Origin of the sequence: Azospirillum sp. B510, assembly GCF_000010725.1 — a bacterium.
In the GTDB taxonomy this organism is placed as follows: domain Bacteria; phylum Pseudomonadota; class Alphaproteobacteria; order Azospirillales; family Azospirillaceae; genus Azospirillum; species Azospirillum lipoferum_B.
The window spans coordinates 99,227-123,076 of record NC_013856.1; the positions used below are offsets into that span (position 1 = coordinate 99,227).

Annotated in this window: 17 protein-coding genes and 5 pseudogenes; 5 read left to right on the forward strand and 17 right to left on the reverse strand. The window is 67.6% G+C overall.

Annotated elements, in window-relative coordinates; genetic code table 11:
* Window positions 1–97: 97 nt before the first annotated feature.
* Window positions 98–322 (reverse strand): annotated as a pseudogene (locus AZL_RS21805) (winged helix-turn-helix domain-containing protein); the annotation flags it as partial.
* Window positions 323–436: 114 nt separating this feature from the next.
* Between AZL_RS21805 and AZL_RS21810 the strand changes: the two are divergent.
* Window positions 437–1,729, forward strand: a complete 1,293-nt coding sequence (locus AZL_RS21810; protein WP_012975478.1) for an IS701-like element ISAzs6 family transposase — start codon at window positions 437–439, stop codon at window positions 1,727–1,729.
* Window positions 1,730–1,891: 162 nt separating this feature from the next.
* Window positions 1,892–2,580: pseudogene (locus AZL_RS34610) on the forward strand (IS5 family transposase).
* 133 nt (window positions 2,581–2,713) lie between these two features.
* Here the strand turns inward: AZL_RS34610 and AZL_RS21825 are convergent.
* From AZL_RS21825 to AZL_RS35760, 14 genes are all read right to left on the reverse strand, one after another.
* Window positions 2,714–4,021: an IS701-like element ISAzs1 family transposase gene (locus tag AZL_RS21825; RefSeq protein ID WP_012976622.1), complete on the reverse strand. Its 1,308-nt coding sequence runs from the start codon at window positions 4,019–4,021 to the stop codon at window positions 2,714–2,716.
* Between the two features lie 154 nt (window positions 4,022–4,175).
* Complete coding sequence (iolB, locus tag AZL_RS21830; RefSeq protein WP_012976623.1) at window positions 4,176–4,979, reverse strand: 5-deoxy-glucuronate isomerase; 804 nt, start codon at window positions 4,977–4,979, stop codon at window positions 4,176–4,178.
* 70 nt (window positions 4,980–5,049) lie between these two features.
* Window positions 5,050–5,892, reverse strand: coding sequence for a MurR/RpiR family transcriptional regulator (locus AZL_RS21835; RefSeq protein ID WP_012976624.1), 843 nt, complete (start codon window positions 5,890–5,892; stop codon window positions 5,050–5,052).
* A gap of 141 nt (window positions 5,893–6,033) precedes the next feature.
* Entirely contained in the window at window positions 6,034–8,064 is a 2,031-nt protein-coding gene (locus tag AZL_RS37540) for a methyl-accepting chemotaxis protein (RefSeq protein WP_012976625.1), read from the reverse strand.
* Between the two features lie 156 nt (window positions 8,065–8,220).
* Window positions 8,221–9,228: an inositol 2-dehydrogenase gene (gene iolG / locus AZL_RS21845; RefSeq protein ID WP_012976626.1), complete on the reverse strand. Its 1,008-nt coding sequence runs from the start codon at window positions 9,226–9,228 to the stop codon at window positions 8,221–8,223.
* Between the two features lie 72 nt (window positions 9,229–9,300).
* Window positions 9,301–10,443, reverse strand: coding sequence for a Gfo/Idh/MocA family protein (locus tag AZL_RS21850; RefSeq protein WP_012976627.1), 1,143 nt, complete (start codon window positions 10,441–10,443; stop codon window positions 9,301–9,303).
* A 31-nt stretch (window positions 10,444–10,474) separates the two neighbouring features.
* Complete coding sequence (locus tag AZL_RS21855; RefSeq protein ID WP_012976628.1) at window positions 10,475–11,497, reverse strand: ABC transporter permease; 1,023 nt, start codon at window positions 11,495–11,497, stop codon at window positions 10,475–10,477.
* Window positions 11,498–11,513: 16 nt separating this feature from the next.
* The gene (locus AZL_RS21860; protein ID WP_042444992.1) at window positions 11,514–13,115 is read right to left on the reverse strand and encodes a sugar ABC transporter ATP-binding protein; all 1,602 of its coding nucleotides are present in this window, start codon (window positions 13,113–13,115) and stop codon (window positions 11,514–11,516) included.
* Window positions 13,116–13,200: 85 nt separating this feature from the next.
* The gene (locus tag AZL_RS21865) at window positions 13,201–14,157 is read right to left on the reverse strand and encodes a substrate-binding domain-containing protein (RefSeq protein WP_012976630.1); all 957 of its coding nucleotides are present in this window, start codon (window positions 14,155–14,157) and stop codon (window positions 13,201–13,203) included.
* 59 nt (window positions 14,158–14,216) lie between these two features.
* On the reverse strand, window positions 14,217–15,719 hold the full coding sequence (locus AZL_RS21870; protein WP_012976631.1) for a CoA-acylating methylmalonate-semialdehyde dehydrogenase: 1,503 nt from the start codon (window positions 15,717–15,719) through the stop codon (window positions 14,217–14,219).
* A 37-nt stretch (window positions 15,720–15,756) separates the two neighbouring features.
* Window positions 15,757–16,647 (reverse strand): myo-inosose-2 dehydratase, encoded by an 891-nt coding sequence (iolE, locus tag AZL_RS21875; RefSeq protein WP_012976632.1) that lies wholly within the window; start codon window positions 16,645–16,647, stop codon window positions 15,757–15,759.
* A 51-nt stretch (window positions 16,648–16,698) separates the two neighbouring features.
* The gene (gene iolD / locus AZL_RS21880; protein ID WP_012976633.1) at window positions 16,699–18,564 is read right to left on the reverse strand and encodes a 3D-(3,5/4)-trihydroxycyclohexane-1,2-dione acylhydrolase (decyclizing); all 1,866 of its coding nucleotides are present in this window, start codon (window positions 18,562–18,564) and stop codon (window positions 16,699–16,701) included.
* Between the two features lie 42 nt (window positions 18,565–18,606).
* On the reverse strand, window positions 18,607–20,532 hold the full coding sequence (gene iolC / locus AZL_RS21885; RefSeq protein ID WP_012976634.1) for a bifunctional 5-dehydro-2-deoxygluconokinase/5-dehydro-2-deoxyphosphogluconate aldolase: 1,926 nt from the start codon (window positions 20,530–20,532) through the stop codon (window positions 18,607–18,609).
* Between the two features lie 268 nt (window positions 20,533–20,800).
* Window positions 20,801–21,355: a histidine-type phosphatase gene (locus AZL_RS35760; protein WP_247894448.1), complete on the reverse strand. Its 555-nt coding sequence runs from the start codon at window positions 21,353–21,355 to the stop codon at window positions 20,801–20,803.
* A 67-nt stretch (window positions 21,356–21,422) separates the two neighbouring features.
* On the opposite strand from AZL_RS35760, the gene AZL_RS36645 reads away from it, so the two are divergent.
* Complete coding sequence (locus AZL_RS36645; protein ID WP_173380516.1) at window positions 21,423–21,620, forward strand: hypothetical protein; 198 nt, start codon at window positions 21,423–21,425, stop codon at window positions 21,618–21,620.
* Window positions 21,621–21,743: 123 nt separating this feature from the next.
* Here AZL_RS36645 and AZL_RS37685 read toward each other — a convergent pair.
* A pseudogene (locus AZL_RS37685) lies at window positions 21,744–21,860 on the reverse strand (6-phytase); the annotation flags it as partial.
* A gap of 91 nt (window positions 21,861–21,951) precedes the next feature.
* Here AZL_RS37685 and AZL_RS37690 point away from each other — a divergent pair.
* Together AZL_RS37690 and AZL_RS35765 are read left to right on the forward strand one after the other, a co-directional pair.
* Window positions 21,952–22,159 (forward strand): annotated as a pseudogene (locus AZL_RS37690) (IS256 family transposase); the annotation flags it as partial.
* Window positions 22,156–22,338 (forward strand): annotated as a pseudogene (locus AZL_RS35765) (transposase); the annotation flags it as partial. The pseudogenes AZL_RS37690 and AZL_RS35765, both read left to right, overlap by 4 nt.
* Before the next feature lie 160 nt (window positions 22,339–22,498).
* Here AZL_RS35765 and AZL_RS21895 read toward each other — a convergent pair.
* On the reverse strand, window positions 22,499–23,848 hold the full coding sequence (locus AZL_RS21895; RefSeq protein ID WP_012976636.1) for a TolC family protein: 1,350 nt from the start codon (window positions 23,846–23,848) through the stop codon (window positions 22,499–22,501).
* Window positions 23,849–23,850: the final 2 nt, after the last annotated feature.

Here is a 23,850-nt window from a genome sequence, read left to right on the forward strand (position 1 = left end):
ACCAAGACACGTTCCGAACCTTGGCGAACCCGACAGACGCGCCGCGCCATAACTCCCTCCAGAGCAATCGCCTCTCGAAGGTTCAACAGCCAGCAACGCTTGCCGTCCTAGTTTTTTTGAGCGTGAGGTTCTGGGCTTTGAGAAAGCGCCACACCGTGCCGATGCTGACGCTCACGCCATGACGGGTGCTCAGTTCGGTGCGGATCTCCTCCAGCGTCAGGTCGGGTTGGTGGGCGAGCAGCGTCAGAACCGCCTCACGGTGATCGCCCAGACGCGAGCGGTGGTCCCCACCCATCGGCCGTGCCTGGGCATGCCCGGAACGTGTCAACGACTGTGAGACAGCCGGAGTTATGAATTAGTACTACAGCCGGTCGCGAAAGACGGAATATGCGGCCGGGCGGCCTGTTGAGCTTGGAACCGACTGGAGGGTCCGAGCATGACCGAGATGACGGAAGCGGCGGAATGGTCCGATGCCCTGGAAGGGCTGGTCGGCGGATTGAGGTCCTTCTACAGCGCGGCCGGTCGCCAACGGGCTCTGCGTTACGTGAGAGGTCTTTTGGCGCCGCTGGATCGCAAGAATGGCTGGCAGTTGGCCGAAGCCGCCGGGGATTGCTCGCCGGCGGCGATGCAGGATTTCCTGGCCCGGACCCGTTGGGATGCCGACGCCGTCCGCGACGACCTCCAGGCCTATGTCATCGAACGGTTGAGCGACGATGAGGCCGTGCTGGTCCTCGATGAAACCGGCTTCGTCAAGAAGGGCACCCGCTCGGTCGGGGTGAAGCGGCAGTATTCCGGCACCGCCGGACGTATCGAAAACTGCCAGATCGGCGTCTTCCTCGGCTACGCCAGCCGACGCGGCCGGGTGCTGGTCGACCGCGCTCTCTATCTGCCCGAGGACTGGGCTGGCAACGACGAACGCCGACGGATGGCCGGCGTCCCCAACGCCGTCGGCTTCGCCACCAAGCCGAAACTGGGGCGGGCGATGCTGGAGCGCGCCGTGGCAGCCGGCCTGCCCTGCCGCTGGGTGACCGCCGACTCCGTCTACGGCGGGGACTACGCGCTGCGGCTATGGCTGGAGCGCCAACCGCTGGGCTACGTGCTGGCGATCACCAGCAAACAGCGCGCGCCCATGGGCTTCGATACGGTCAAGGAGCGGACGACCGGCTTCACCGCCACCGACTGGCAGCGGTTGAGTGCTGGCGACGGAGCCAAGGGGCCACGCCTCTACGACTGGGCGCACAAAACCTACGCTTCCCTGCGCGAGGGCTGGTGCCGCGGTCTGCTGGTGCGCCGCTCCATCGCCGAGCCGGACAAACTCACCTACTATCTGACCTTCGCCCCGGAAGGCACGCCGGTCGCCACATTGGTCCGGGTCGCCGGGTCGCGCTGGACCATCGAGTCCTGCTTCGAGGCGGCGAAGGGCGAGGTCGGGCTCGACCAGTACGAGGTGCGCTCGTGGACCGGCTGGCACCGCCACGTCACCTTGGCCATGCTGGCCCTGGCCTTTCTCACCGTCGTGCGCACGGCGGCCATCGGGGGGAGAGGATCAACTCGACCTGTCCGCCGATCTTCTGCCCTTGACCGTGCCCGAGATCCGCACCCTCCTGGTCGCCTTGATCGGCCGGCCCCCCGCGCCACCCACCGCCATTATCGATTGGTCCATCTGGCGAAGACGCCACCAACAGCGAGCACGGCGCTCCCATTGGAAACGACGCACCCAAACCGATAAGGACCGGCTGTAGTACTAGGGCCTGTTGACATTCGCGTTGAGAAGGGGCTTCCTGTGGTCACAGAAATTTGATTCAAGGCTACCAAAAGGGAGGTGGCCTTGGATCGGATTGTATTGCGAGATGATCAGTGGGAGCGGATAGCGCCGCTTCTTCCCGGCAAAGTGGGTGACCCTGGCCGCTCGGCAGCGGACAATCGCCTGTTTTTGGAGGCGGTCCTGTGGATCGTCCGCGTTGGAGCGCCCTGGCGGGACTTGCCCGCAGCGTTCGGCAATTGGAACTCGGTGTTCCAGCGCTATCGCCGATGGGCCAAGGCCGGTGTCTTCGACGAGGTCTTCGCCGCTTTATCGAGCGACGCGGACTTCGAGTACGCGATCATTGATGGCACGATTGTCCGGGTGCATCAGCACGGTACCGGCGCAAGGGGGGGACTCAGGCTCAGGCCATCGGTCGCTCTCGTGGCGGGCTGACGACCAAGATCCTGGCCGTCGTCGATGCGTTGGGGAACCTTGGGCGCTTCATCCTGCTGCCGGGCCAGCGACATGACAGCGTCGGCGTCGAACCGGTGCTGGACGGCATCGAATTCTCCGCCTTGCTGGCTGACAAAGCCTTCGACAGCAACGCCATCCGTATCTTGATCGCCGAGCGAGGCGCGGTCGCCGTCATTCCGTCCAAGGCCAACCGATCTCCCCCGATTCCCCACGACGCCGAGATGTACAAATGGCGCCATCTGGTCGAGAACTTCTTCTGCAAAATCAAAGAATTCCGACGCATCGCCACACGATACGACAAAACTGATACAAGCTTCGCCGCTGCCATTAACCTCGTCGCTACCGTCTTGGTAACACGATGAATGTCAACAGGCCCTAGTTCTACTATGTCGTAAAGTTCGTAATTGATGGCAGCATGGACATCGCTGAAGGGTCCTGGCGAGCATTCTGGCGATTGCGATGCGCAGGGTGGCGATGGACGTCGGGATGTGTCGCTCAGGGCGGGGCGGCGGCCCCGCGGGGTCGGAAGCTTTCGGGAAGGTCAGGAGCTTGGAGGCGCCCGGAGGGAGGTGGTCCTGAGGGGGGAATCGCCGCCCGTTCCCTGATCAGGAATCCGTAGGCGGCGATGCACAGCGTCGCGTGATGGTGGAAGCCGCGCCAGCCCCGGCCCTCATAATGGCCAAGGCCGAGCTCCTGCTTGAGTTCGAGGTAATCGCGTTCGATGCGCCACCGCAACTTGGCGGTCTCCACCAAGGCGTCGAGCGATATTGTCTCCGGCAGCGTCGACAACCAGTACTTGGTCGGCTTCTCTTCATCCTCGGGCCATTCGATCAGCAGCCACTCCTTCGGGCGACGCACCGCCCGCTCCTCGTCGCGGTGCGCGGCGTGAACGCGAACGGCGGCGAAACGGGAGGCCAGCGGCGCGTTCGTGCCTTCCCGCCAGGTAACGGAGCGCCAAGCCTCCGGCGCCAACCCTTCGGCCAGAGCCTTTACCGAGATCGGTTCATGTCCAGGGGCGCGGCGCAGGAGCTTCGGCGGCCGCCCCTTGCCGCTCCACGGTTTGGGCGGCAGTGGTTCCACACCGGGCGGCCAGACGGTCAGCGAGGACTGGACTCCGGCGATGTAAGTCAGCCCAAGCACGGTCACGCCTTCGCGCAGGGCGGTGTCGTTGCCGTAGCCCGCGTCCATCAGGACCACGCCCGGCGGCAGACCCGCCGCCATGGCCGTGCGGATCTGGTCCAGCGCGATGGCCGGCTTGGTCTGGAAGAGGACCCCGTCCGGGACGCCGGTCTGCGCCCGGCGCTCCACGTCGCCGGCCCATGTCTCCGGCAGGTAAAGCCGGAAGGCGACGGGAAGGCTGGCGTGGTCGGTTGCCAGCGACAGCGAAACGGCGACTTGGCAATTGTCCTGCTTGCCGATTTGGCCGCAGTACTGGCGCGTCACGCCAACGGAATGGCGCCCCTTCTTCGGCATGCCGGTGTCGTCGATGATCCAGGCGCGGATCGGGCCGCGTTCCAACAGCGCCGGCAAAACCAGATCGCGCACCCCGGCCAGCACAGCCGCATCCTCCCAGGCCGCCTTGGCAACAAAATGGTGCAAGGACTGATGGGCGGCGCCGACACGTCCCGGCTCCACCCGCGCGGCCATCGGCTCGACACTCTTGCGGTCGCCTGGAAGGATCAATCCGGTGCAATAGGCACGAAACGGCGCCGCGCGATCAGCGTGACCCAAAGCCGGAGACAGGCCCTCGACATACGCCGCGAACCGTGATTCGATGCCGCCTGCGGTGCCAAGGGGATCCATACCGCCTCTCTGAACGAAGCATGAATCCTCTTACTACAACGAACCGCTGTCCCATTCCAGCTTTATGACACAGTAGAATTAAGTCGTGATAACCAGCTTTTCCGGAGGCCGCGATTCCTGAAGGATGCGTGGCCTCCGACGAAGCCGGCAACGGTCACCCCAGAAGCCAGCGATGCTCCGGCGCGGTATTGAAATGCCAGGCCCGGCGCGGGCCGGCCATCACGTTCAGGTAATAGCCGGTGTAGCCGTGGGCGGCGCCAACCGGATGATAGCCCCGAGGAACCATGACCAGATCGCCGTCCTCGACCGCCATCGCCTCGTCGAGCGAGCGGTCGTCGGTGTAGACTCGCTGGAAGGCAAAGCCCTGCGGTGGATCGAGACGGTGATAGTAGGTCTCCTCCAACTGGGTTTCCGAGGAGCCCGAATCGACGTCGTGCTTGTGCGGCGGATAGCTCGACCAATGGCCGGGCGGTGTGATGACCTCGACCACCAACAGGCTGTCCGCCGGTTCCTGGTCCGGCAGAATATCGAAAACGTGCCGGGTGTTGGCGCCCTTGCCACGGACTGAGGCGCGGACGTCCTCCGGCCGGATCAGCCGGACCGGATGTCCGCCGTCACCTCCCGGCGCGCTGCATACCGCCAGTTCGAGCGGAGTCGTCGCCGTCACGCTCCAGTCCTCGCCTTGCGGCACATAGATCGAATAAGGCCGCTTGTCTTCAAAGGGACTCATCCGGTCGCCGATCTCGGGCCAGCTTTCCCGGCCGGCGGTCGCACTGCCGCGGCCGGCGACGAGAACCAGACAGACCTCGCGGCCGCCGGTTCCTCCGCGCGCCGTCTGGCCGGGGCGCAGCCGGTAAAGGTCGAAGCCGACATGCGTCCAGCCGGCGGAGTCCGGGGTCACATGATGAACCCGCCCCGTCGTGTCGGGCGAGTGGTTGCGCAGCAACAGTTTGCTCATGGCAGGATCCTGTTTTTCTGTGAAAGGCATGGACGTTTCAATCGTCGGGGACGGGAGGAGCGCATTCCGGTCACCGTCCGGGCTTGTCGCGGTCCAGACGCTGGCCCAGGGCGACGATCAGCCCGACCGCCAGACACATGGTCGCGGTCAGGGATCGGAAGCCTTTGACCTGGGCATCCTCGACCTTCAGCGTCACCCCGGCCAGCGGAGCAATCGGACTAAGCGTTCCATCGGTGATGCCCACCACCGGCACGCCGTTTCCGGCGGCCAGCCGGCAGACCTCGACGGTATCGTCGGAGTAGGGTTTGAAACTGACGGCAACCAGCAGGTCGCGGTCGCCGATCGCTTGCACCTGCTGGCGCAGCATTCCGCCCAGCCCGTCCAGCAGGATGGTCCGCCGCCCAAGCCGTCCGAGCGCGTACCCCAGATAGGCAGCGACCGGAAAGGAGCGGCGCTGCCCCATCACATAGATGTGGTCAGCCTGTTCCATCCGATCGATGGCCTGGTCCAGAGCCGCGGGATCGATCTCCCGCCGCAGTTCCTCCAGCGCCTGGGCGCCGGCATTGATGAAATGCTCCAGCACGCGCGATGAATCGGAGAGACCACCGCCATCCGACAAAGCGCGGATCCGGTCCTTGTAGTTGAGTTGGTTGTCGGTCAGGCGGGTACGGAAGACGCGCTGCATCTCCGTGAATCCGTCGAACCCCAGCGTTTTGGAAAAGCGGATCAGGGCCGATGGCTGGACGCCCGCCCGTTCCGCAATCTGAGCCACGGTTTCCAGCGCCATGTCGTTGGGGTTCGACAGGGCATACTCCGCGATCTGGCGCAGGCGCGGACTGAGGCTGTTCTGCCGTTGGGCGATGGCGGCCTGGAGAGCGGTGAAGCTCGTCGGCGCGTCGGTGTTTGGCTCCATGGGGCGGGACCGGCCTGTCGATGGGGCGCGCGGCGGCGCGGATACGTTTAGAATAAATGTTCCCACCGGTGGAACCAAGCTTCGCGCGCGAGTGACGCGCCGTGAACGGGTTCGACACAATAGACGATGGGAAACAAGGAATTATGCGATCTTCACCCCTGACAGAAAGCCCTCCACCTCGCAGCGCAGGCGTTGGCTTTCCTGGCTCAACCCGTCGGCCTCGCGGCCGACCAAGGCGGCGGCGGCGGCGCTGTCGGTGGCCGCCCCGGTGACGCGGTCGATGCGGCGGCCGACGTCGGCGGTTCCGTCGGACAGGGCGTCGGCGCTGTGAGCGATACGGGTGGTGGCCGCCCCCTGCTGTTCGATGGCGGCCGCGATGGCGGCGGAAATGCGCGACACGTCGCGGATGACCGCGCCGATTCCTTCGATGGCGGCCACCGCCGACCGGCTGGCGGTTTGGATGCTGGCGATCTGGCGCGCGATGTCATCGGTGGCGCGCCCGGTCTGCTCGGCCAGCGATTTGACCTCCCCCGCAACCACGGCAAAGCCCTTGCCGGCCTCTCCGGCGCGGGCGGCCTCGATGGTGGCGTTGAGCGCCAGCAGGTTGGTTTGCTTGGTGATCGCGGTGATGAGGGCCGTCACCTCGTCGATCCGGCCGATGGAGTGCGCGAGATCGGCGATCAGGGCGATGGAGTGATCGGTTTCGGCCACCGCGCGGTCCGCCACCGCCGTCGCCTGCTCCACCTGCCGGGCGATCTCGCCGATGGACAGGGTCAGATCCCCCGCCGCCGCCGCCACGCTGCGCACGTTGCCGCTCGCCTGGGCGAAGGCCTCGGTTACCGCCACGCTTTCCCGGCTGGTGGTGGCCGAGGCGGCGGACAGGCTGGCCGACGCCTGCTGCATCCGTCCGGCGGACTCGTCGAGCGCCGCGACCACGTCGGTGATCTGGTCTTCGAAGCCGCGCATCAGCGCTTCCAGCCGGGCGGCCCGCTCGGCCCGCGCCGCCTCGTCGATCCGGCTCTGTTCGGCGCGGTGAGCGCTGTCGATGGCCGCGCGCTTGAACACGTCCACCGCCTCGGCCATCGCCCCGACCTCATCCCGGCGGCCCATACCGGGGATGACGATGTCGGTGTCGCCCGCCGCCAAGCGCCGCATCGCGTCGGTCATGCGGATGACCGGGCGCGCAACAGCCCGCGCGACCAGCACCGTCAGCAACCCGCCCAACGCCACCCCGGCCAGCGAGACGAGCAGAATGACGCTCTGGGTGGTGGAAATCAGCTCTTGCGTGTCGGCGGCGACGGCGCGCTCTTCCCGCAACCCCTCCTCGCGCAGGGCGGCGGCGTCCGCGACCATGGCCTGCCCCGCCGCCTGTTCCGCCGCCTCCATCGCGCCCAACTGCGCCTCGATCTCCACCGCGCGCTTGAAGGCGTTGTGGTAGGCGCGGGCGAGCGTGCGAATTTGCCGGACCGGGCCGTAATAGTCGCGCCCCTTGGTCTTCTCGACCAGCGGGTCGAGCGTGACGATCAGATCGCCAAAGCGGCGTTCGGCGGCGGCGGCGGATTCAGCCTTTCCCAGATCGACCCAGCTCAGGGTCCGGGTGGTGTTGAGCCAGGCCAGCAGCAGCCGTTCGGTCCCGTCCCCGGCCAGGCGCTGGATGTCGGGATCGCCGTCCTTGGCGGCGGCTTGCCGGATCTCCTGGAAGCGGTCGAGCATCATCGCGCCGGAGGGATCCAGCACCTCACGGATCATCCGCACCTGCTCGCGCTTGCCCTCCGTCAACTCCGACAGGGCTTTGCCATAGGCGTCGAGATGGCCCTGCACGCCGTCGCCGCTGGGAAAACCGGCGTCGGTCAGGCGTTGACGCAGCGCCACGGCGGCGGCTTGGGCGGCGTTGGCCACCGGCTCCGTCCCGGTCAACACGAACTCCCGCGCCAACCGCCGCAGATCGAGCACGCCCCGGTCGATCTCCTGCGCCAGCGTCACCCCGTTCACCCGCTCGGCAAAAGCCGACACCTGCCCGTCGATGCGACCCAGCACGGCGACGCTGCCGCCCGACAAACCGGCCAGAATGGTCAACAGGCTGACGGCGCTGACCGCCATCTTGGTGCGGATGGTCAGGTGGGCGAACGCGCCCACCGTCCCGTACGGCGACGCGCTGGCAGGGTGTGACATGGGATGGCGCTCCCGGCGGAGGTTGGGGTGGGCGGCTGATGATGGCGCGCGCCGTCCCCCGACCCGCGCGCCCGGACGAAGACAGGGGTGGTGCTGGTCACGCCGCAGGGGAAGGGCCGGTCGCCCGTGGGACAGGCAACCGGCGGGCGACAACGGTCAGGAAACACCGACGTCGGCGACGCGAACCACAGCGCCGGCGCGCAGCGACAGCAGCGCGGCTTCTGCCAGACGCTGGGCCTCGCGGCCTTCCTTGAAGCTGGACAGCGGGGCGGCGCCGTTTTCGACGCAATCGACGAAATGGTCGATCTCGGCCAGATAGGCGTCCTGGTAGCGTTCTATGAAGAAATCCAGAACGGGATCCATCGCTCCGGTGCGGGCGGCCCCCCAGGCTTCCACCGTGGTGGCGCGGCGGTTCTGCGCCTGCAACATGCCGGTGGCGCCGAAGGCTTCGATGCGCTGATCGTAACCGTAGACGCTGCGGCGGCTGTTGTTGATGTGGACCAACGCGCCGGAGGCGGCGCGCAGCACCAGCATGGCGGCGTCGATGTCGCCCTCCTCACCGATGGCGGGGTCGATCAGGTTGGCCCCCATCGCCTGGACTTCCACGATGTCGCCGGCCAGATAGCGGGCCATGTCGAAATCATGGATGGTCATGTCGCGGAACAGACCGCCCGACTTCTTGACGTAGCTGGCGGGCGGCGGCGAGGGGTCGCGGCTGGTGATGACGACCTGTTCCAGACGCCCGATCTCCCCGGCCTGGATGCGGTCGCGCACCGCCTTGAAAGACGGGTCGAACCGGCGGTTGAAACCGATCATCACCAGCGGGTTCAGCGGCGCGATTTCGGCCCAGCAGGCCTCTACCCGGCCCATGTCGAGATCGATCGGCTTTTCGCACAGCACCGGCTTGCCCGCCTTGGCTCCCTGCGCGATCAGATCGACATGGGTGTCGGTGGAGGAGGCGATGAAGACGGCATCCACCGCCGGGTTGGCCAGCGCCTCGTCCACCGTGGCGGCCACCGCGCAGCCGACAGCGGCGGCGGTCTCCTGCGCGGCGGCGGCGGCCACGTCATAGACGACCGTCACGTCGGCGCGCGGGTGCGCCTTGATGTTGCGGGCGTGCATGCGGCCGATGCGGCCACAGCCGATGACGGCGAAACGAACCATGGGAAGCACTCCTGAGGGGAAAAGGCGTCGATGAACCGAGGGGGATGACACAAGGACAGGAAAGTGGGCCGGTCACACGCTGTCCACCGCGATCCACCGCCGTTCGCGGGTGGAGATGTGGATGGCTTCGGCGATCTGTTCGATGGCACAGGCGTCGCGGAAATCCGGGTAGGCGGCGGCCTTTCGCCCGGCCTTGTGCGCGCCGATCGCCTCGACCAGCCCCTTGACCTCGATGGTCTTGAGGTCGCCAAAGCCGATCTGGTGGCCGGGGGCCGGGCAGAAGGCGGCGTAGTCGCCATGCTCCGGCCCGGCTTCGATGGTGCGGAAGCCCTGACGTCCGTGCGGCCCGCCAACGGTGTAGAGCTTCAGCTCGTTGAAGCGTTCCTGGGTGAAGGCGATCGACCCCTTGGCGCCGACCAGCTCGAAGGCCAACTGCATCTTGCGGCCCTGCGCAATCCAACTGGCCGTCACCGTGCCGGTGGCCCCGTTGGCGAACTCAAGCAACGCGTGGGCCTGATCGTCCACCGCCACCGCGCGGGTTTCGGCGGCGCCGGGAGCGACCGGGCGGCGGTTGTGCACGGTGTGCAGATGCCCCGACACCGCCGCGACATCGCCAACCAGATGGCGGGCGAGCGACAGGATGTGGCTGCCGATGTCGGCCAGGGCGCCCCCGGCGTTGTCGGCCTCGCACCGCCAGGTGAAGGGGTGGGCGGGGTCGGCCATGAAATCTTCGGCGTGGATGCCGCGAAAGCCGGTGATCGCCCCGATCTCCCCGCTGTCCACGATCTCGCGGGCCAACGCGATCATCGGGTTTTTCAGATAGTTGAAGCCGACCAGCGTCACCACGCCGTGCGCGTCGGCCGCCGCCGCCATGGCGCGGGCGTCGGCCAGCGTGGTCGCCAGCGGCTTTTCGCAATACACGTGCTTACCCGCCTCGATCGCCGCCAGCGCGATGGGGGCGTGCAGGCGGTTGGGCGTGGCGATCGCCACCACATCCACCGCCGGATCGGCGACCAGCGCCCGCCAATCCCCGGTGTGGCGCTGGAACCCCAAGGCGCGCGCCGCCTGGGCCGCCGTCGCCTCGTCCCGCTCCGACAACAGGTCGAGCACGGGGGGCAGAGGCAGGTCATAGAGGCCGCCGACGGCGCGGAAGGCCTGGGCGTGGGCGCGGCCCATGAAACCACTGCCCACCAACCCGACATTCAGGGTGTTCATGATGAATGGCTTTCCATGGTCCTGGGTGGGATCAGCGCTTGCCGCGTCGCATTTTGGCGTAGGTGTCGAAGGCCACGGCCAGCACGATGATGACGCCCATGACGATCTGCTGGAAATAGGGCGAGACGTTCATCATCACCAACCCGTTCAGCAGCACGCCGATCAACAGCGCGCCGATCATGGTCCCGCCGATGCCGCCCATGCCGCCGAACAGGCTGGTGCCGCCGATGACCACCGACGCGATGATGCGCAGCTCGTAGGAGGTGCCGGCGATGGCCTCCGCCGAGCCCAGACGGGCCGACAGCAGGAAGCCGGCCAGACCGGCGAGGAAGCCGACGATGACGTAGACCGACACCAGGACGCGCGGCACGTTGATGCCGGTCAGGCGGGCGGCTTCCGGGTTGCCGCCGACGGCATAGATCTGACGGCCATAGCGGGTGTAGCGCAACACGACATAGCCCGCCGCCGCGACGGCGAATAACACCAGAACCGGAACCGGGACGCCCAGCACGTCGCCCCGGCCCCACCAGCGGTATCCGGCGTCAAAACCGGCGATGGGCGCGCCGTCGTTCATCAGCAGGGTGGCCCCGCGCCAGATGGTCATCCCGCCCAGCGTGACGATGAAGGGAGGAACGTTGAACAGCGTGATCGTTTTGCCGTGGATGTAGCCGGTCAGCGTGCCGATGGCGCAGGAGATGATGAGCGCCACCAGGAAGCCCATGCCGAAAAAGGCTCCGGCCCCGACATTGGTGACCACCCAGGCCCCGGCCAGCGCGCCAAAGGCCAGGACAGAGCCGACGGCCAGATCGACGCCGCCGGTCAGGATGACGCAGGTCATGCCGACGGCGACGATGCCGTAGATCGACACCTCGGTCAGAATGTTGGTGACGTTGCGCACCGACAGGAAATTCGGGCTGCTGATGCCGAAGGCGACGCACAGGAAGATCAGGAACAGCAGGACGCCGTATTTTTCCAGGAATTGGACGATGTCGAAGCCGCGCGGCTTTTTCGGCGGCTGGGTCGCCAACGGAGAGGTGGTTGCGGCGGAAGTCATGGTCTGGTCCTTCATGTCAGTGCACCGCGTGGCTGTGCGCGCCGGCGCCTGAGCCGTTCGGAGCGGCGGCGTGGCCAGCGGCATGGCCAACGGTGGCGGAGCCACCCAGCGCCATCAGGCTCATCAGCTCTTCTTCTGTGGCGTCCTCGGCGGGCAGGCTGCCAGTGATGCGGCCTTCGCGGAAGGTGATGATGCGGTCGCTGACCGCCATAACCTCGGGCAGTTCGGAGGAGATGACGATCACCGCCACCCCGGCCTTGGCCATTTCGAACAGCACCTGATGCACCTCCGCCTTGGCCCCGATGTCGATGCCGCGCGTGGGTTCGTCCACGATCAGCACCTTGGGGTTCAGGGCCATGCAACGGGCCAGCAGAACCTTTTGCTGGTTGCCGCCCGACAGGGTGCCGATGGCGACCCCGTCGTTCGCCATCCGGATGCCCAGCTTGCGGGTGTAATCGGCGATCAGCGCCCGTTCGCCCGCCTCATCGACGAAGAACTTCCATTTCGACAGCCGCTTCAGGCTGGGCAATGACATGTTGTGACGGATGGAATGGGGCAGGAAGCACCCCTGCTGCTTGCGGTCCTCCGGGACCAGGGCGATCCCAGCCGCGATGGCGTCGCTCGGGGTGCGGATGGACGCGGTGCGGCCATCGACCAGGATGACGCCGCTGTCACAGCCGTCGGCCCCGAAGATCACGCGCGCCAGTTCTGTCCGCCCGGCCCCGACCAGACCGGCGAAACCGACGATCTCACCCGCCCGCACCTGCACCGACAGGTCGGACAGCACGCAGGCGTGCGGGTCGGTGGCGCTGCCCGCGCGCGAGACGCCGCGCACCTCCAGCATCACCCGTTCCCCGGCGAAACGGTCGCGACGACGCTGGAATTCGACGTCGCGGCCCACCATCAGGCGGACCATGTCCTGCACCGTCGATTCCGCCACCGCGCGGGTGTCGACGTAGCGGCCATCACGGAACACGGTGAAGCGGTCGCACACCGCCGTCACCTCGATCAGGCGGTGGGTGACGTAAATGATGCTGATGCCCTTGGCGCGTAGGCCGTGGATGATCTCGTGGAGTTTGTCGACCTCCTTGCCGCTCAAAGCCGCCGTCGGTTCATCCATGATGATGAGCCGGGCGTTCATCGTTAGCGCCTTGGAGATTTCGACCATCTGCTGTTCGGCCACGCTCAACACGCGTACCGGCATCCGGGGGTCGAGGTCGAGGCCGAGCTCGTCGATGACCGTCTGGGCGTCGCGGTACATCCGCCGCCAGTCGATCAGGCCATTGCGGCGCAGCGGCTCGCGGCCCAGATACATGTTCTCGGCGATGGTCATCGCCGGGAGCAGGTTGAATTCCTGGTAAATCGTGACGATGCCCAGCCGCTGGCGCACGATCGGCGTGTCGGCGGGGTCGAGCGGCTGTCCGTTGAACAGCATGTTGCCCCCATCGCTGGGCTGCGCCCCGGCCAGGATTTTCAGGAAGGTTGATTTTCCGGCGCCGTTCTCGCCGAGCAAGGCGTGAACCTCGCCCTGCGCGACCTCGAGCCGGACACCGTCGAGGGCGACGACGCCGGGAAAGACCTTCCGGATGTCCGCCGCCTTAAGGATGGTCTGACCCATCACCGGCCTCCCAAATGGAGAAGGTTTGGACTGCAAGGGCGCGCGCGGGCGGCTCGATATTCGCCTGCGCGGCCCCCGTCCGGACTTACTTCACTTCGGCGATGCGGTCGGCCTTGTCGAGATTGTCCTTGGTGATCAACGTCGGCTCCAGCGACAGGCTCTTCAGCTCGGTGCCCTTGCGGATGTGATCGACCAGGGTGTTCAGCGCCGTGCGGATCTGGGTGCTCGGGCTCTGCTCCACGGTCCCCGAGATCTCGCCGGCGCGGATCTTGCCCAGTGTCTCCGGCAGCGCGTCGAAGCCGATGACCAGCGTCTTGGCCTTGCCGCCGCCGACCGACCGCACCGCCTCCAGCGCGCCCAGCGCCATGTCGTCGTTGGAGGCGACGATCACGTCCGGCGGGTTGCTGGCGTTGGCGGTCAGGATGCCTTCGGTGACGGTCAGCCCCTCGGCCCGCTTCCAGTTGGCGGTCTGGTCGGCGATGAGCTGATACCGCGGGCCGGCGGCGGCGATGCCGTCCCGGAATCCCTTGGCCCGGTCAATGGCGGAGCTGCTGCCCGGCTGGCCGCTGAGATGAACGATGCGGGCGCCGTTGGGGAAGGTCTTGACCACCCAGTTGGCCAGCGTGCGGCCGCCGGCGACATTGTCGGCGCCGACATGGGCGACCGGCTTGGAGGTGCCCTCGACCCGGCGGTCCACCGTGACCACCGGAATCTTCTCCGCGATCAGGTCGTCGATGGCCGGGGCCAGCGCCTTGGCGTCGTTGGGGGCGACGATGACGCCCTTGGCGCCCTGCACCACGGCGTTGGCAAGGTCGGCCGACTGTTTGGGCGAGTTGCTCTGCGCATCGACGACCGACAGGTTGACGTCCAGCACCTTGGCCTCGGCCTGAAGGGCGCGGTTCATCGCGATGACGAACGGTTCCGACAGGTTCTGGAAGCTGACGACGATCTTCTCCCCGGCGGCCAGCGCCGAAAAGGACGCCAGCGCCGTGCCGGCGGCGAGCAGGGCTCCCAAAGCGACAGAAAACGTATTCTTGGACATGGTTCCCTCCGATTTATAGGTTTTCTAATGCTGATTTACGGTGAGCGTCCTCACGCCGGTCATTTCATGGTCGGCATGACGAAATCGGCGCCGGCCCGGATGCCCGTGGGCCAGCGGCTGGTGATGGTCTTCAGCCGGGTGTAGAAGCGCACCCCCTCCGGCCCGTGCATGTGGTGGTCGCCGAACAGCGAACCCTTCCAGCCGCCGAAGCTGTGGAAGGCCATCGGCACCGGAATCGGAACATTGACGCCAACCATGCCGACTTCGATCTCCGCCCCGAAGGCGCGGGCCGTATCGCCGTCGCGGGTGAAGATCGCGGTTCCGTTGCCGAATTCATGGGCGTTGATGAGAGTGGCCGCGGTGCGATAGTCGGGAACGCGGACCACCGCCAGGACCGGCCCGAAGATCTCCTCCTTGTAGATGCGCATCTCCGGCGTGACGTGGTCAAACAGGTTGCCGCCAAGGAAATAGCCGTCGGCGCAGTCCGGATCGGACACGCTCGCCTCGCGGCCGTCCACCACCAGCGTGGCCCCCTCCGCCACCCCAAGGTCGATGTAGCCGCGCACCCTGTCGCGATGCGCGCGGGTCACCAGCGGCCCCATCTCGGCATTGGGATCGGTGCCGGGACCGATCTTCAGGGCGCGGACCCGTTCGGCCAGGCGGGCGACCAGCGCGTCGGCCACCGCATCGGTCACCGGGACCGCGACCGAGATCGCCATGCAGCGCTCCCCGGCCGAGCCATAGGCGGCCCCCATCAGCGCATCGACCGCCTGATCGAGATCGGCGTCGGGCATGATGACCATGTGGTTCTTGGCGCCCCCCAGGGCCTGGACCCGCTTGCCGTTGGCCGCGCCCGTCGCATAGATGTAGCGGGCGACGGGGGTCGAGCCGACGAAGCTGACTGCCTTGACGTCGGGATGGCTCAGCAGCGCATCGACCGCCGCCTTGTCACCATGGACGACGTTGAACACGCCGTCGGGCAGACCAGCCTGCTTCAGCAGACGAGCCAGGAACAGCGCGGCGCTGGGCACCCGTTCCGACGGCTTCAGGATGAAACTGTTGCCGCAGGCGATGGCGACCGGGAACATCCACATCGGCACCATGGCCGGAAAGTTGAACGGTGTGATTCCGGCAACGACGCCCAGCGGCTGGCGCAGCGAATGACTGTCGACGCCGGTGCCGACATTCTCGGCGACCTCGCCTTTCAGCAGATGCGGGCCGCCGCAGGCGAACTCCACCACCTCCAACCCACGGGTGACCTCGCCCAGCGCATCGGAATGGATCTTGCCATGCTCGGCGGTAATCAGGTTGGCAAGCGCGTCGGCGTTCTGCTCCAGCAACTGCTTGAACGCGAACATCACGCGGGCGCGGCGCAACGGCGTCGCCGCCGCCCAAGCGGGCCAGGCGGCGCGGGCCGCGGCAACGGCCTTGTCCACCTCCGCCGCCGTGGCCAGCGGCACCCGGGCAACGACGCGGCCGGTGGCGGGATTGAACACGTCGCCGCTGCCGCCGGCGCCGTCAACCAGCGCACCGCCGATGAAGTGCTGAACTGGACTGCTCATGATCGGAACGTCTTTCGGAATAGGTTCGGCGGCCCGGTCAAAGGCCGAATTCGGCGACAAGCGCGCTCAAATGCTGGCGGCCCTTGGTGACGTAGGTCAGCGGATGGGCCTTCGCCGGGTCCTGCTCCGCCTCGATCACCAGCCAGCGGCCACGGTAGTCCGCCGCCTTCAAAGCGCCGAGCGCCGCCTTGAAATCGACGCACCCGTCGCCCGGCACGGTGAACACGCCGGCGATCACCGCATCGAGAAAGCTGCTGTCGACGGCCTTCGCGGTCTTCAGCACGTCGGCGCGGACGTCCTTGCAATGGACGTGGTTGATGCGACGCCCCCATTTGGCGATCACGTCCAGCGGATCGCCGCCGGCGAAGGTCAGGTGTCCGGTATCGAGCAGGATGCCGACGCTGTCGCCGGTGGCCTCGGCAAAGCGGTCGATCTCCTCCGGGGTCTCGACCACCGTGCCCATATGGTAATGATAGGCGAGCGGCGTGCCCTGCTCCCGCAGGTAATCGCCGAACGCGGTCATGCGGCGGCCGAATTCCGCCCATTGGCCGGCATCCAGGACCGGCCGGGCCGACAGCGGCGCGGAACGGTCGCCATGGACGCAGCCGGTGGTCTCCGCCACCACCATGACGGAGCAGCCGAACGCCTTCAGCAGGCGCAGATGCGGCTGCACCGCCTCGATCTCCTCCGCAACCGTCCGCTCGAGAAGGCCGGCGCTGTACCAGCCGGACACCAGATCCAGGCCGTACCGCTCCAGGATCGGCCTCAGGGCGCCGGGATCGCGGGGAAATTTGTGACCCAGTTCGAAACCGGCAAAGCCGGCCTGCCGGCCCTCGGCCAGACAGACCTCCAGCGGGGTGTCGCCACCCAGCTCCTGCATGTCGTCGTTGCTCCAGGCGATCGGGTTGACGCCGAGACGAACGGTCATGATCGAAAGCTCCCGCGTGTAAGGAGAAAGGGGTTGGAACGGACAACGGCCTCAGCGGCGCTGGCGGGCCTTGGCGGCGACGTAGCGTGCGCGGGCGGCCATCACCTCGGGACGGGCGGACACTTCGGGGACCGGCACGTCCCACCAGGCGCCGCCCTCCCCGGTGGAGGGCAACGGGTCGGTGTCGATGACGATGGCATAGGTATCCGGGGAGGCCTTCGCCCGCGCCAGCGCCTGTTCCAGAGCGGCGATGCCGCGGACTTTTTCCGTTACCGCGCCCAGCGCCCGCAGATGGGCGGCGAAGTCCACGGCCGGCGGAGAGTCCGTTTCAAAATGGCTGTCGCGCAGCAGATTGTTGAACGGCGCACCGCCGCAGGCGTTCTGGAGCCGGTTGATGCAGCCGTATCCACGGTTGTCGAGCAGCACGACGATCAGCTTGCGCTTCATCGCCACCGCCGCGGCGAGTTCGGAATTCATCATCATGTAGCTGCCGTCGCCGACCATGACGAAGATCTCGCGATCCGGGCAGGCCATCTTGACCCCAAGACCGCCGGCGATCTCGTATCCCATGCACGAGAAGCCGTATTCCAAGTGGTATCCGCCGGGACGGGAGGTCCGCCAAAGCTTGTGAAGTTCCCCCGGCAGGCCGCCGGCCGCGCAGACGACGACGCCATCCGCGCCGGCCGCCCGGTTGACCGCGCCGAGTACCTGCGCGTCGGTCGGCAGATCGAGTCCGGCGTCGGCGGTGGCCGCATCGACGATCCGGTTCCAGGCCCCCATCCGCTCCTGCGCCACGGCCCGCCAGCCGGTCGGGGCCGTCCAATCGCCGAGCGCGGAGTCGAGCGCCGCCAGACCGCGCACGGCGTCGGCGACCAGCGGCAGGGCGTCGCCCTTCGCCGCGTCAAAGGCCGTGACGTTCAGCGCGGCCAACCGCCCTCCGCCGAACACCGACCACGAGGCGGTGGTGAAATCGGCCAGCCGGGTTCCGACCGCCAGCACCAGATCGGCCTCGCCCGCTAGGGCGTTGGCGGCGCTGGAGCCGGTCACGCCGATGGAGCCGACGTTGCACGGGTGGTCCCAGGCCAGCGCCCCCTTGCCCGCCTGGGTCTCCGCCACCGGAATGCCGTGCCGGGCGGCGAAGGCGGCGAGGTCGGCGCAGGCGCCGCTGTGGTGGACGCCGCCCCCGGCGACGATCAGCGGCCGCGCCGCGCCGGTCAGCGCCGCGGCGACGGCCGCCAACTCGTCACGGTCCGGTTCGGGACGGCGGACGCGGCGGATGGTCCGCTCGAAGAAGGAGCGCGGGAAGTCGAAGGCCTCGGCCTGGACGTCCTGCGGCAGGCATAGCGTCACCGGACCGCAATCGACCGGGTCGGTCAGCACCTGGAGGGCGCGGCGCAGGCTGGGCATCAATTGCTCCGGCCGGGCGATGCGGTCCCAGAAGCGCGACACCGGACGGAAGCAGTCGTTGGCCGACACGGTCGGGTCGTAGAAATCCTCCACCTGTTGCAGCACCGGATCAGGTGCGCGTGTGGCGAAGGTGTCGCCCGGCAGCAGCAGCACCGGCAGCCGGTTGACATGGGCCAGCGCCGCCGCCGTCACCATGTTGACCGCCCCCGGACCGACAGAACTGGTGCAGGCCATCAGGCGGCGGCGGTTCTGCGCCTTGGCGAAGGCGATGGCGGCATGGGCCATGCCCTGTTCGTTATGGCCGCGATAGGTCGGCAGCGTGTCGCGCGCGGCGTGCAGCGCCTCGCCCAGGCCGGACACGTTGCCATGTCCGAAGATCGCCCAGACGCCGGCGAACAGCGGCAGTTCCCGGTCGTCGATTTCGACATGCTGGGCACTCAGGTGCTTCACCAGGGCCTGGGCCACGGTCAGCCGCAAGGTCACCATCGATCCATCCTCCCGATCACTCATTTTCCCCGGCCTTTCCGGCCGTTCGTCTCCGGCAGCCGCCAGTCAGGCGGCCGCGCGCCTGCCGGCGGCGCGCTGCTCGTCCCAAAAATCGATGAGCCGGGCGTAGGCGCCCGCCATCAACCGCTCCGCCTCGGCATCGCCAAGACGGCCGGCCAGCCACGCCTCGGCCGCCGGGCCGAACAGAGTGCGGCCGATGGCGAAGCCCTTGCAGACCGGCTGCCGGGCGGCAAGCGCCAGACCGGCCTTCACCTCGTCCTCGGGCGCGTCGAGACCGAGAATCAGCACGCCGTGGCAGAGCGGGTCCTCCACCGCGATCACCCCGGACACCTGGTCCCAGGCTGCCTGGCTGCCCGGCGCCGGCACCTTCCACCAGTCGGGAAGCACGCCCAATCCGTAGAAACGGGCCATGGCGCGGGCCAGCGTGTCCTCATCCACCGCCACCCCCTTTGGCGGGATGAGTTCGAGCAGCAGCTCGTGTCCGGTGGCCCGGCAGGCGGCGAACAGGATCTGGACCTGCCGCTCCTGCTCCTCGCGCAGCGAAGGTTCGTCGTCAGGATGATAAAAGACGAGGCACTTGACGACATGCTCGGCCGGCCATTCGCGGATCGTCACCGCAGGGTCGGAGCCGCCTTCGAACCGCAACGGGCGCGAGCCGGGCTGCTCGATCGGGCGGCCGATCCAGGCATCCCCGCCAGTCAGCAAATCCAGCGCGTCCTGGCCATGGATGCCGTCGAGCAGCATGCCGAAGCCGTCCCGCCCCTCGGTCACCGACCGCGCCGCCGCCAGGGCGATCCGCTTGAAGGCGGCGATGCGCTCCGGCGCCGCACCGCACTGCCCAGCCATTTCCTCCAGCTGGAGTCGGTGATCGATCGCAAAGGCCAGAACCTCCGGCCATTGACGCCGCCGGGTGGTCGCCCAGTGGATGTGCGACAGCTTTGCATCGTGGCGCAGCCGCGACGTGGCGCTGCCGTTGGCCAGGAAGAAGGACAGCTCGGCCAAGGTCGGGATCGCCGGGGCGCAGCCGTGGCGCGATACCGCGAACGCGCCGCAGGCGTTGGCGTAGGCGCAGCAATCCTCCAGCGACTGATTGCGCAGCCAGCCGCGCAGGAATCCCGACATGAAGGCATCGCCGGCGCCCAGCACGTTGAACACCTCGACCGGAAATCCCGGCCCGCGCACGCCAAGCTCCAGGCTATCGGGGACGTCGCCGGGAAAGACGACGCAACCCATGGGTCCCCGCTTGCACACCAGCGTCGCCTTGGTCAGGCTGCGCACCGCGCGGAGCGCGGCAATGGTGTCGGTGCTTCCGCCGGCGATGTGGAACTCCTCCTCGGTGCCGACGATCAGGTCGCAATCGGGCAGGATGGTTTGCAGATGAGCGGTGACGCCGCCGTCGGCGACGAACCGTTCCTCGCCCAGCCCATGGCCGGTAAGCCGCCACAGCACGGGACGATAGTCGATGTCCAGCACCACCCGCGTCCCGGCCTTGCGCGCGATCCGGATGGCCTTGCGCATCGCCGCGTCGGTGCCAGGGGTCGAGAAATGGGTGCCGGTGACCACGACGGCGCGGGCCGACGCGATGAAGGACTCGCCGAAATCGCCCTCGCACAGCGCCATGTCGGCGCAGTTTTCCCGATAGAAGATCAGCGGAAAGGTCTTGCGGTCGCGGATGCCCAGAATGACCAGGGCGGTCAGCCGGTCCGGATCGGCGATGACATGGCTGGTGTCGACCCCCTCGCGGGTCAACTGCTCGCGGATGAAGCGGCCCATGTGTTCGTCGCCGACACGGGTCAGCAGCGCGGAGCGCAGCCCCAGCCGCGCCGTCCCCACGGCGATGTTGGTCGGGCAACCCCCGACATATTTGGCGAAGCTCTGCATGTCTTCGAGCCGGCCGCCAACCTGTTCGCCGTAAAGATCGACGGAGGAGCGGCCAATGGCGATGACGTCAAGCGTGTACTGGTCTGGCATGGCGTGCACTTTCCCGAATTTCCGCGTCGCACGGATGTCGGCGCTCCCGAAGGAACGCTTCACGGTCGCCGGGGAGGCTCAGGGCGATCCGGACCCTGACTTATCGAATCGCGCTGAACTCCCAGTCGGTAATGGAACAAAAATTCCGCATATCGTCAATAAGGAATTTTTATTCCATTAATGGCGGGGCCAGTGGGACCCGCGCTGTAGAACGGAGCTGCCGTGGCGGAACGATCGAGGCGCTCTCCACTGATCGCCAGGAATTCGGTCAAGGCACACAGACCTGCCGCCCTGCCCGCCGGGGAAGGGCCGGCAGGGGGGCCGACGCGCAGCCGGGAAGCGGAACCACAGCGATCAGCGGACCGACCGCCCCTGCGCCGACAAGCGACTCCAGACTGCGAACCTGGTCCATGCTCTGTGCGGCGAAGAACACCCGGACGTAGCGGTTGCCGCTCTGCGGATCGCGCAGGCGTTCGAAGATCAGCGCGCCTCCCGGCGGCGTGTCGTCCGGCTGCGAGCCCTCCAGCGACCAGTGCAGCCCCAGCAGGCTGCGCAGTTGAGCCAGATTGCCGTCATGGCCGACCAGGAGAATCAGTTTTGCAGGCGGCGGCCCCGGATCGGCCGGTGCGGCGGCGGTCCCTTGCGCCAACGCGACGCGGATCTGATTGAGCAGTTGCGACGCGCCGCGCCGTGCGATGTATGGAACATGCTCGACGACATCGTATTTCGCCTTGTGGAGGGCGAGCAGGTCGCGAATGGCGGCCGGACCGCCAAGCCGTCCCCAGGCCACCGCCTCCGGGCGGCATACCTTCGCCGTACTCAAGACGAAAGACCTCGATGATACCCGAGGCGTAATCAAGCGGCCCCGACAAGCCGACCTTGCGCCCTTTGTGCTTGATCTCGATCGCCAAGGGAAGATCCTCGAACGCGCACTGCGGCTTGCCCGTCGCCTCACGGCAAAGGGAAACCCCGCAACAGCCCAGCACCTTGCCCAGCGCGGCCAGTTGCGGCTTCAGCCGTTCCCGCACGGCGTCGATGCTGCCTCCGATGGCGTCGAGCATCCCGCAGCGGGCGAGATCGACGTCTAACGCGCCGAGACCGCTTCCGATCGCGTCGAACAGGGGATCGTCAGCGGCGCCATCACCGGCATCGGCCAGGAAACCGGCGCTCAGCCCGCATCCGGGAGCCAACCCGTTCAGCAGAGCGCCGCCGGTGGCTCGGGTCCGCTGGTCGGTGTCGGCCCAGGCGAACAAGGTGCCGGCTGCGGGACAGCCCGTTGCCGGAAGAACGCCGGCAGCGACATATCGTTGCCGGTAGAACTCTCCCATACGGGTGGCGGCCTCGCGTCCATGGGGAGTGAGATGGCCATCCGGGAGCTATGCTGGAAAGTGGGTGATGACGGTATGAGGAAGACGGCGTATCGAGGCGGGTGACGAGCCTGCCCGAACCTCCAGAGGAGCGATACGCCATGACCGAGGATAGCAAGGTTATCCGTTTACGTCAGCCGGAGGAGATCGACGATCCACTGACGGCCATCCTGCGCGCGGGAGCGCGCCGATTGCTTGAACAGGCCATTGAGGCGGAGGTGGAAAGCTTCTTGGCCTCCTTCAAAGACCTCAAACCACCCGGCATCAGCGGTGCTGGCAGCACAAGACGGTCAATGTCCTCAACAAGGTGGCCAAGTCCGTCCAGCCCGCGATGAAGCAGGATCTGCGCGAGATCTGGATGGCGCCGGACCGTGCCGCGGCCGAAGCCGCCATGGGGACGTTCGAAAAGAAGTACGCGGCCAAATACGCAAAGCCAGCCGGAGAACCCGGTGAGCGACCCAACTCCTACACCACGCTCAGGGGCACGATCGCTGTCGCCGATCGGCTTCGACGACATCAACATGCTCGGCCGTTATGCTTTCACCTTACCGGATGGGGTCGCCCGCGGCGAACTGCGCCCGCTTCTCGACTGCTTGCAATCACGGCAGCGCCGACAGGTCGAGCAGGCCGGCGGTGCGCAGCAGGGTCAGCGCGGCGATGGAGACGTCGCCCGCCGCCGAGGCCGCATCGGCCTGGGCGTTGTACAGCGAGGTCTCGCCGGTCAGCACGTCGAGCAGCGAGCGCCGGCCCTGCTGACGCTCCTCGCGGGCGAGGCGCAGGAACTCGGCGGCGATGCGCGCCTGATTCTCGAAAAAGACCGCGGTCTCGCGGGCGGTGTCGAGGTTCTGCCAGGCGTTGGCGACCTGCTCGTCGATGGACAGGCGGCGTTCGTCGAGCTGTGACGCCGAGGCCCGCGCCGACGCCTGCGCCGCGTCGATCGAATGCAATGGCGCCAGCCCGAGGTTGAAGGGCAGGGTGACCTGCACCTTATAGGTCTGGTCGTTCTTGGTCCCCATGGTGCCGCCGACATTGTGGCGGCTGGACACGTCGGCGACCGCCTCGACCCGCGGCATCAGTTCGGCGCCGCGGACCCGGCGCACCTCCGCCTTGGCGATGTCGGCGCCGAGCCCGGCGATTTCAAGCTGCGGGCTGTGCCCGCGGGCGAGCGCGATCGCCTCATCGAGCGTGGTCGGCATCGCCTTGGGCAGCGGGGTAACCATGGCGACCTTTGCCGGCGGTTCGCCATGGAAGACGGTGCGGTAATGGTTGATCGCGGCGACATGGGCGCCCTTGGCCCGGACCAGCCGGGCGCGGGCGCCGGCAAGCTGGCTCTTGGCCTGCAACACGTCGGTGGCATAGCCGCCGCCCAGCTCGACCCGGCTTTCCTCCAGGCCGGTCTGCCGTTCGATGTTGCGCAGCGACTGCTGCGACAGCTCGACCACCTGCCGGGTCCGGGCGAGGTTGACCAGCGCCGACAGCCCGTCGAGCAGCACCTCCTGGGTGGTGTCGCGCAGGGTCGCCTCGGCCTGCCGTCCGGTCAGCGTCGCCTTTTCGATCTCGCCGCCGATGCGCCCGAAATCGAGCAGCGGCTGCCGCAGCGTCACCCCGGCGTCGCGCAGATTGCCGGCGGTGGCCGGCGTCGGCGACGGGTTGCGCTGGCTCTCCCGCCCGGCGCTGACCGACAGCGAGACGTCGCCGTACCATCCCGCGCGGGCCTTGCGCAGGCCGGCCTCGGCCGCCTCCTGGCCGGAGCGGGCGGCGGCGATCCGGTGGTTCTCGGCGATCAGGCGCTCCAGCAGGGGGCGCACCGACTCGGCCGCCTCCTGGGCGGAACGGGCGGCGGGGTTGTGGAGCGGCGCCAGCAGCAGAAGGGCCGCGAGCGAGACGACCGGGAACAGGCGGGCCGCTGGTCGGCCCGGAACGGGGCGCTGGCAGGCTGAATCCGGCACGG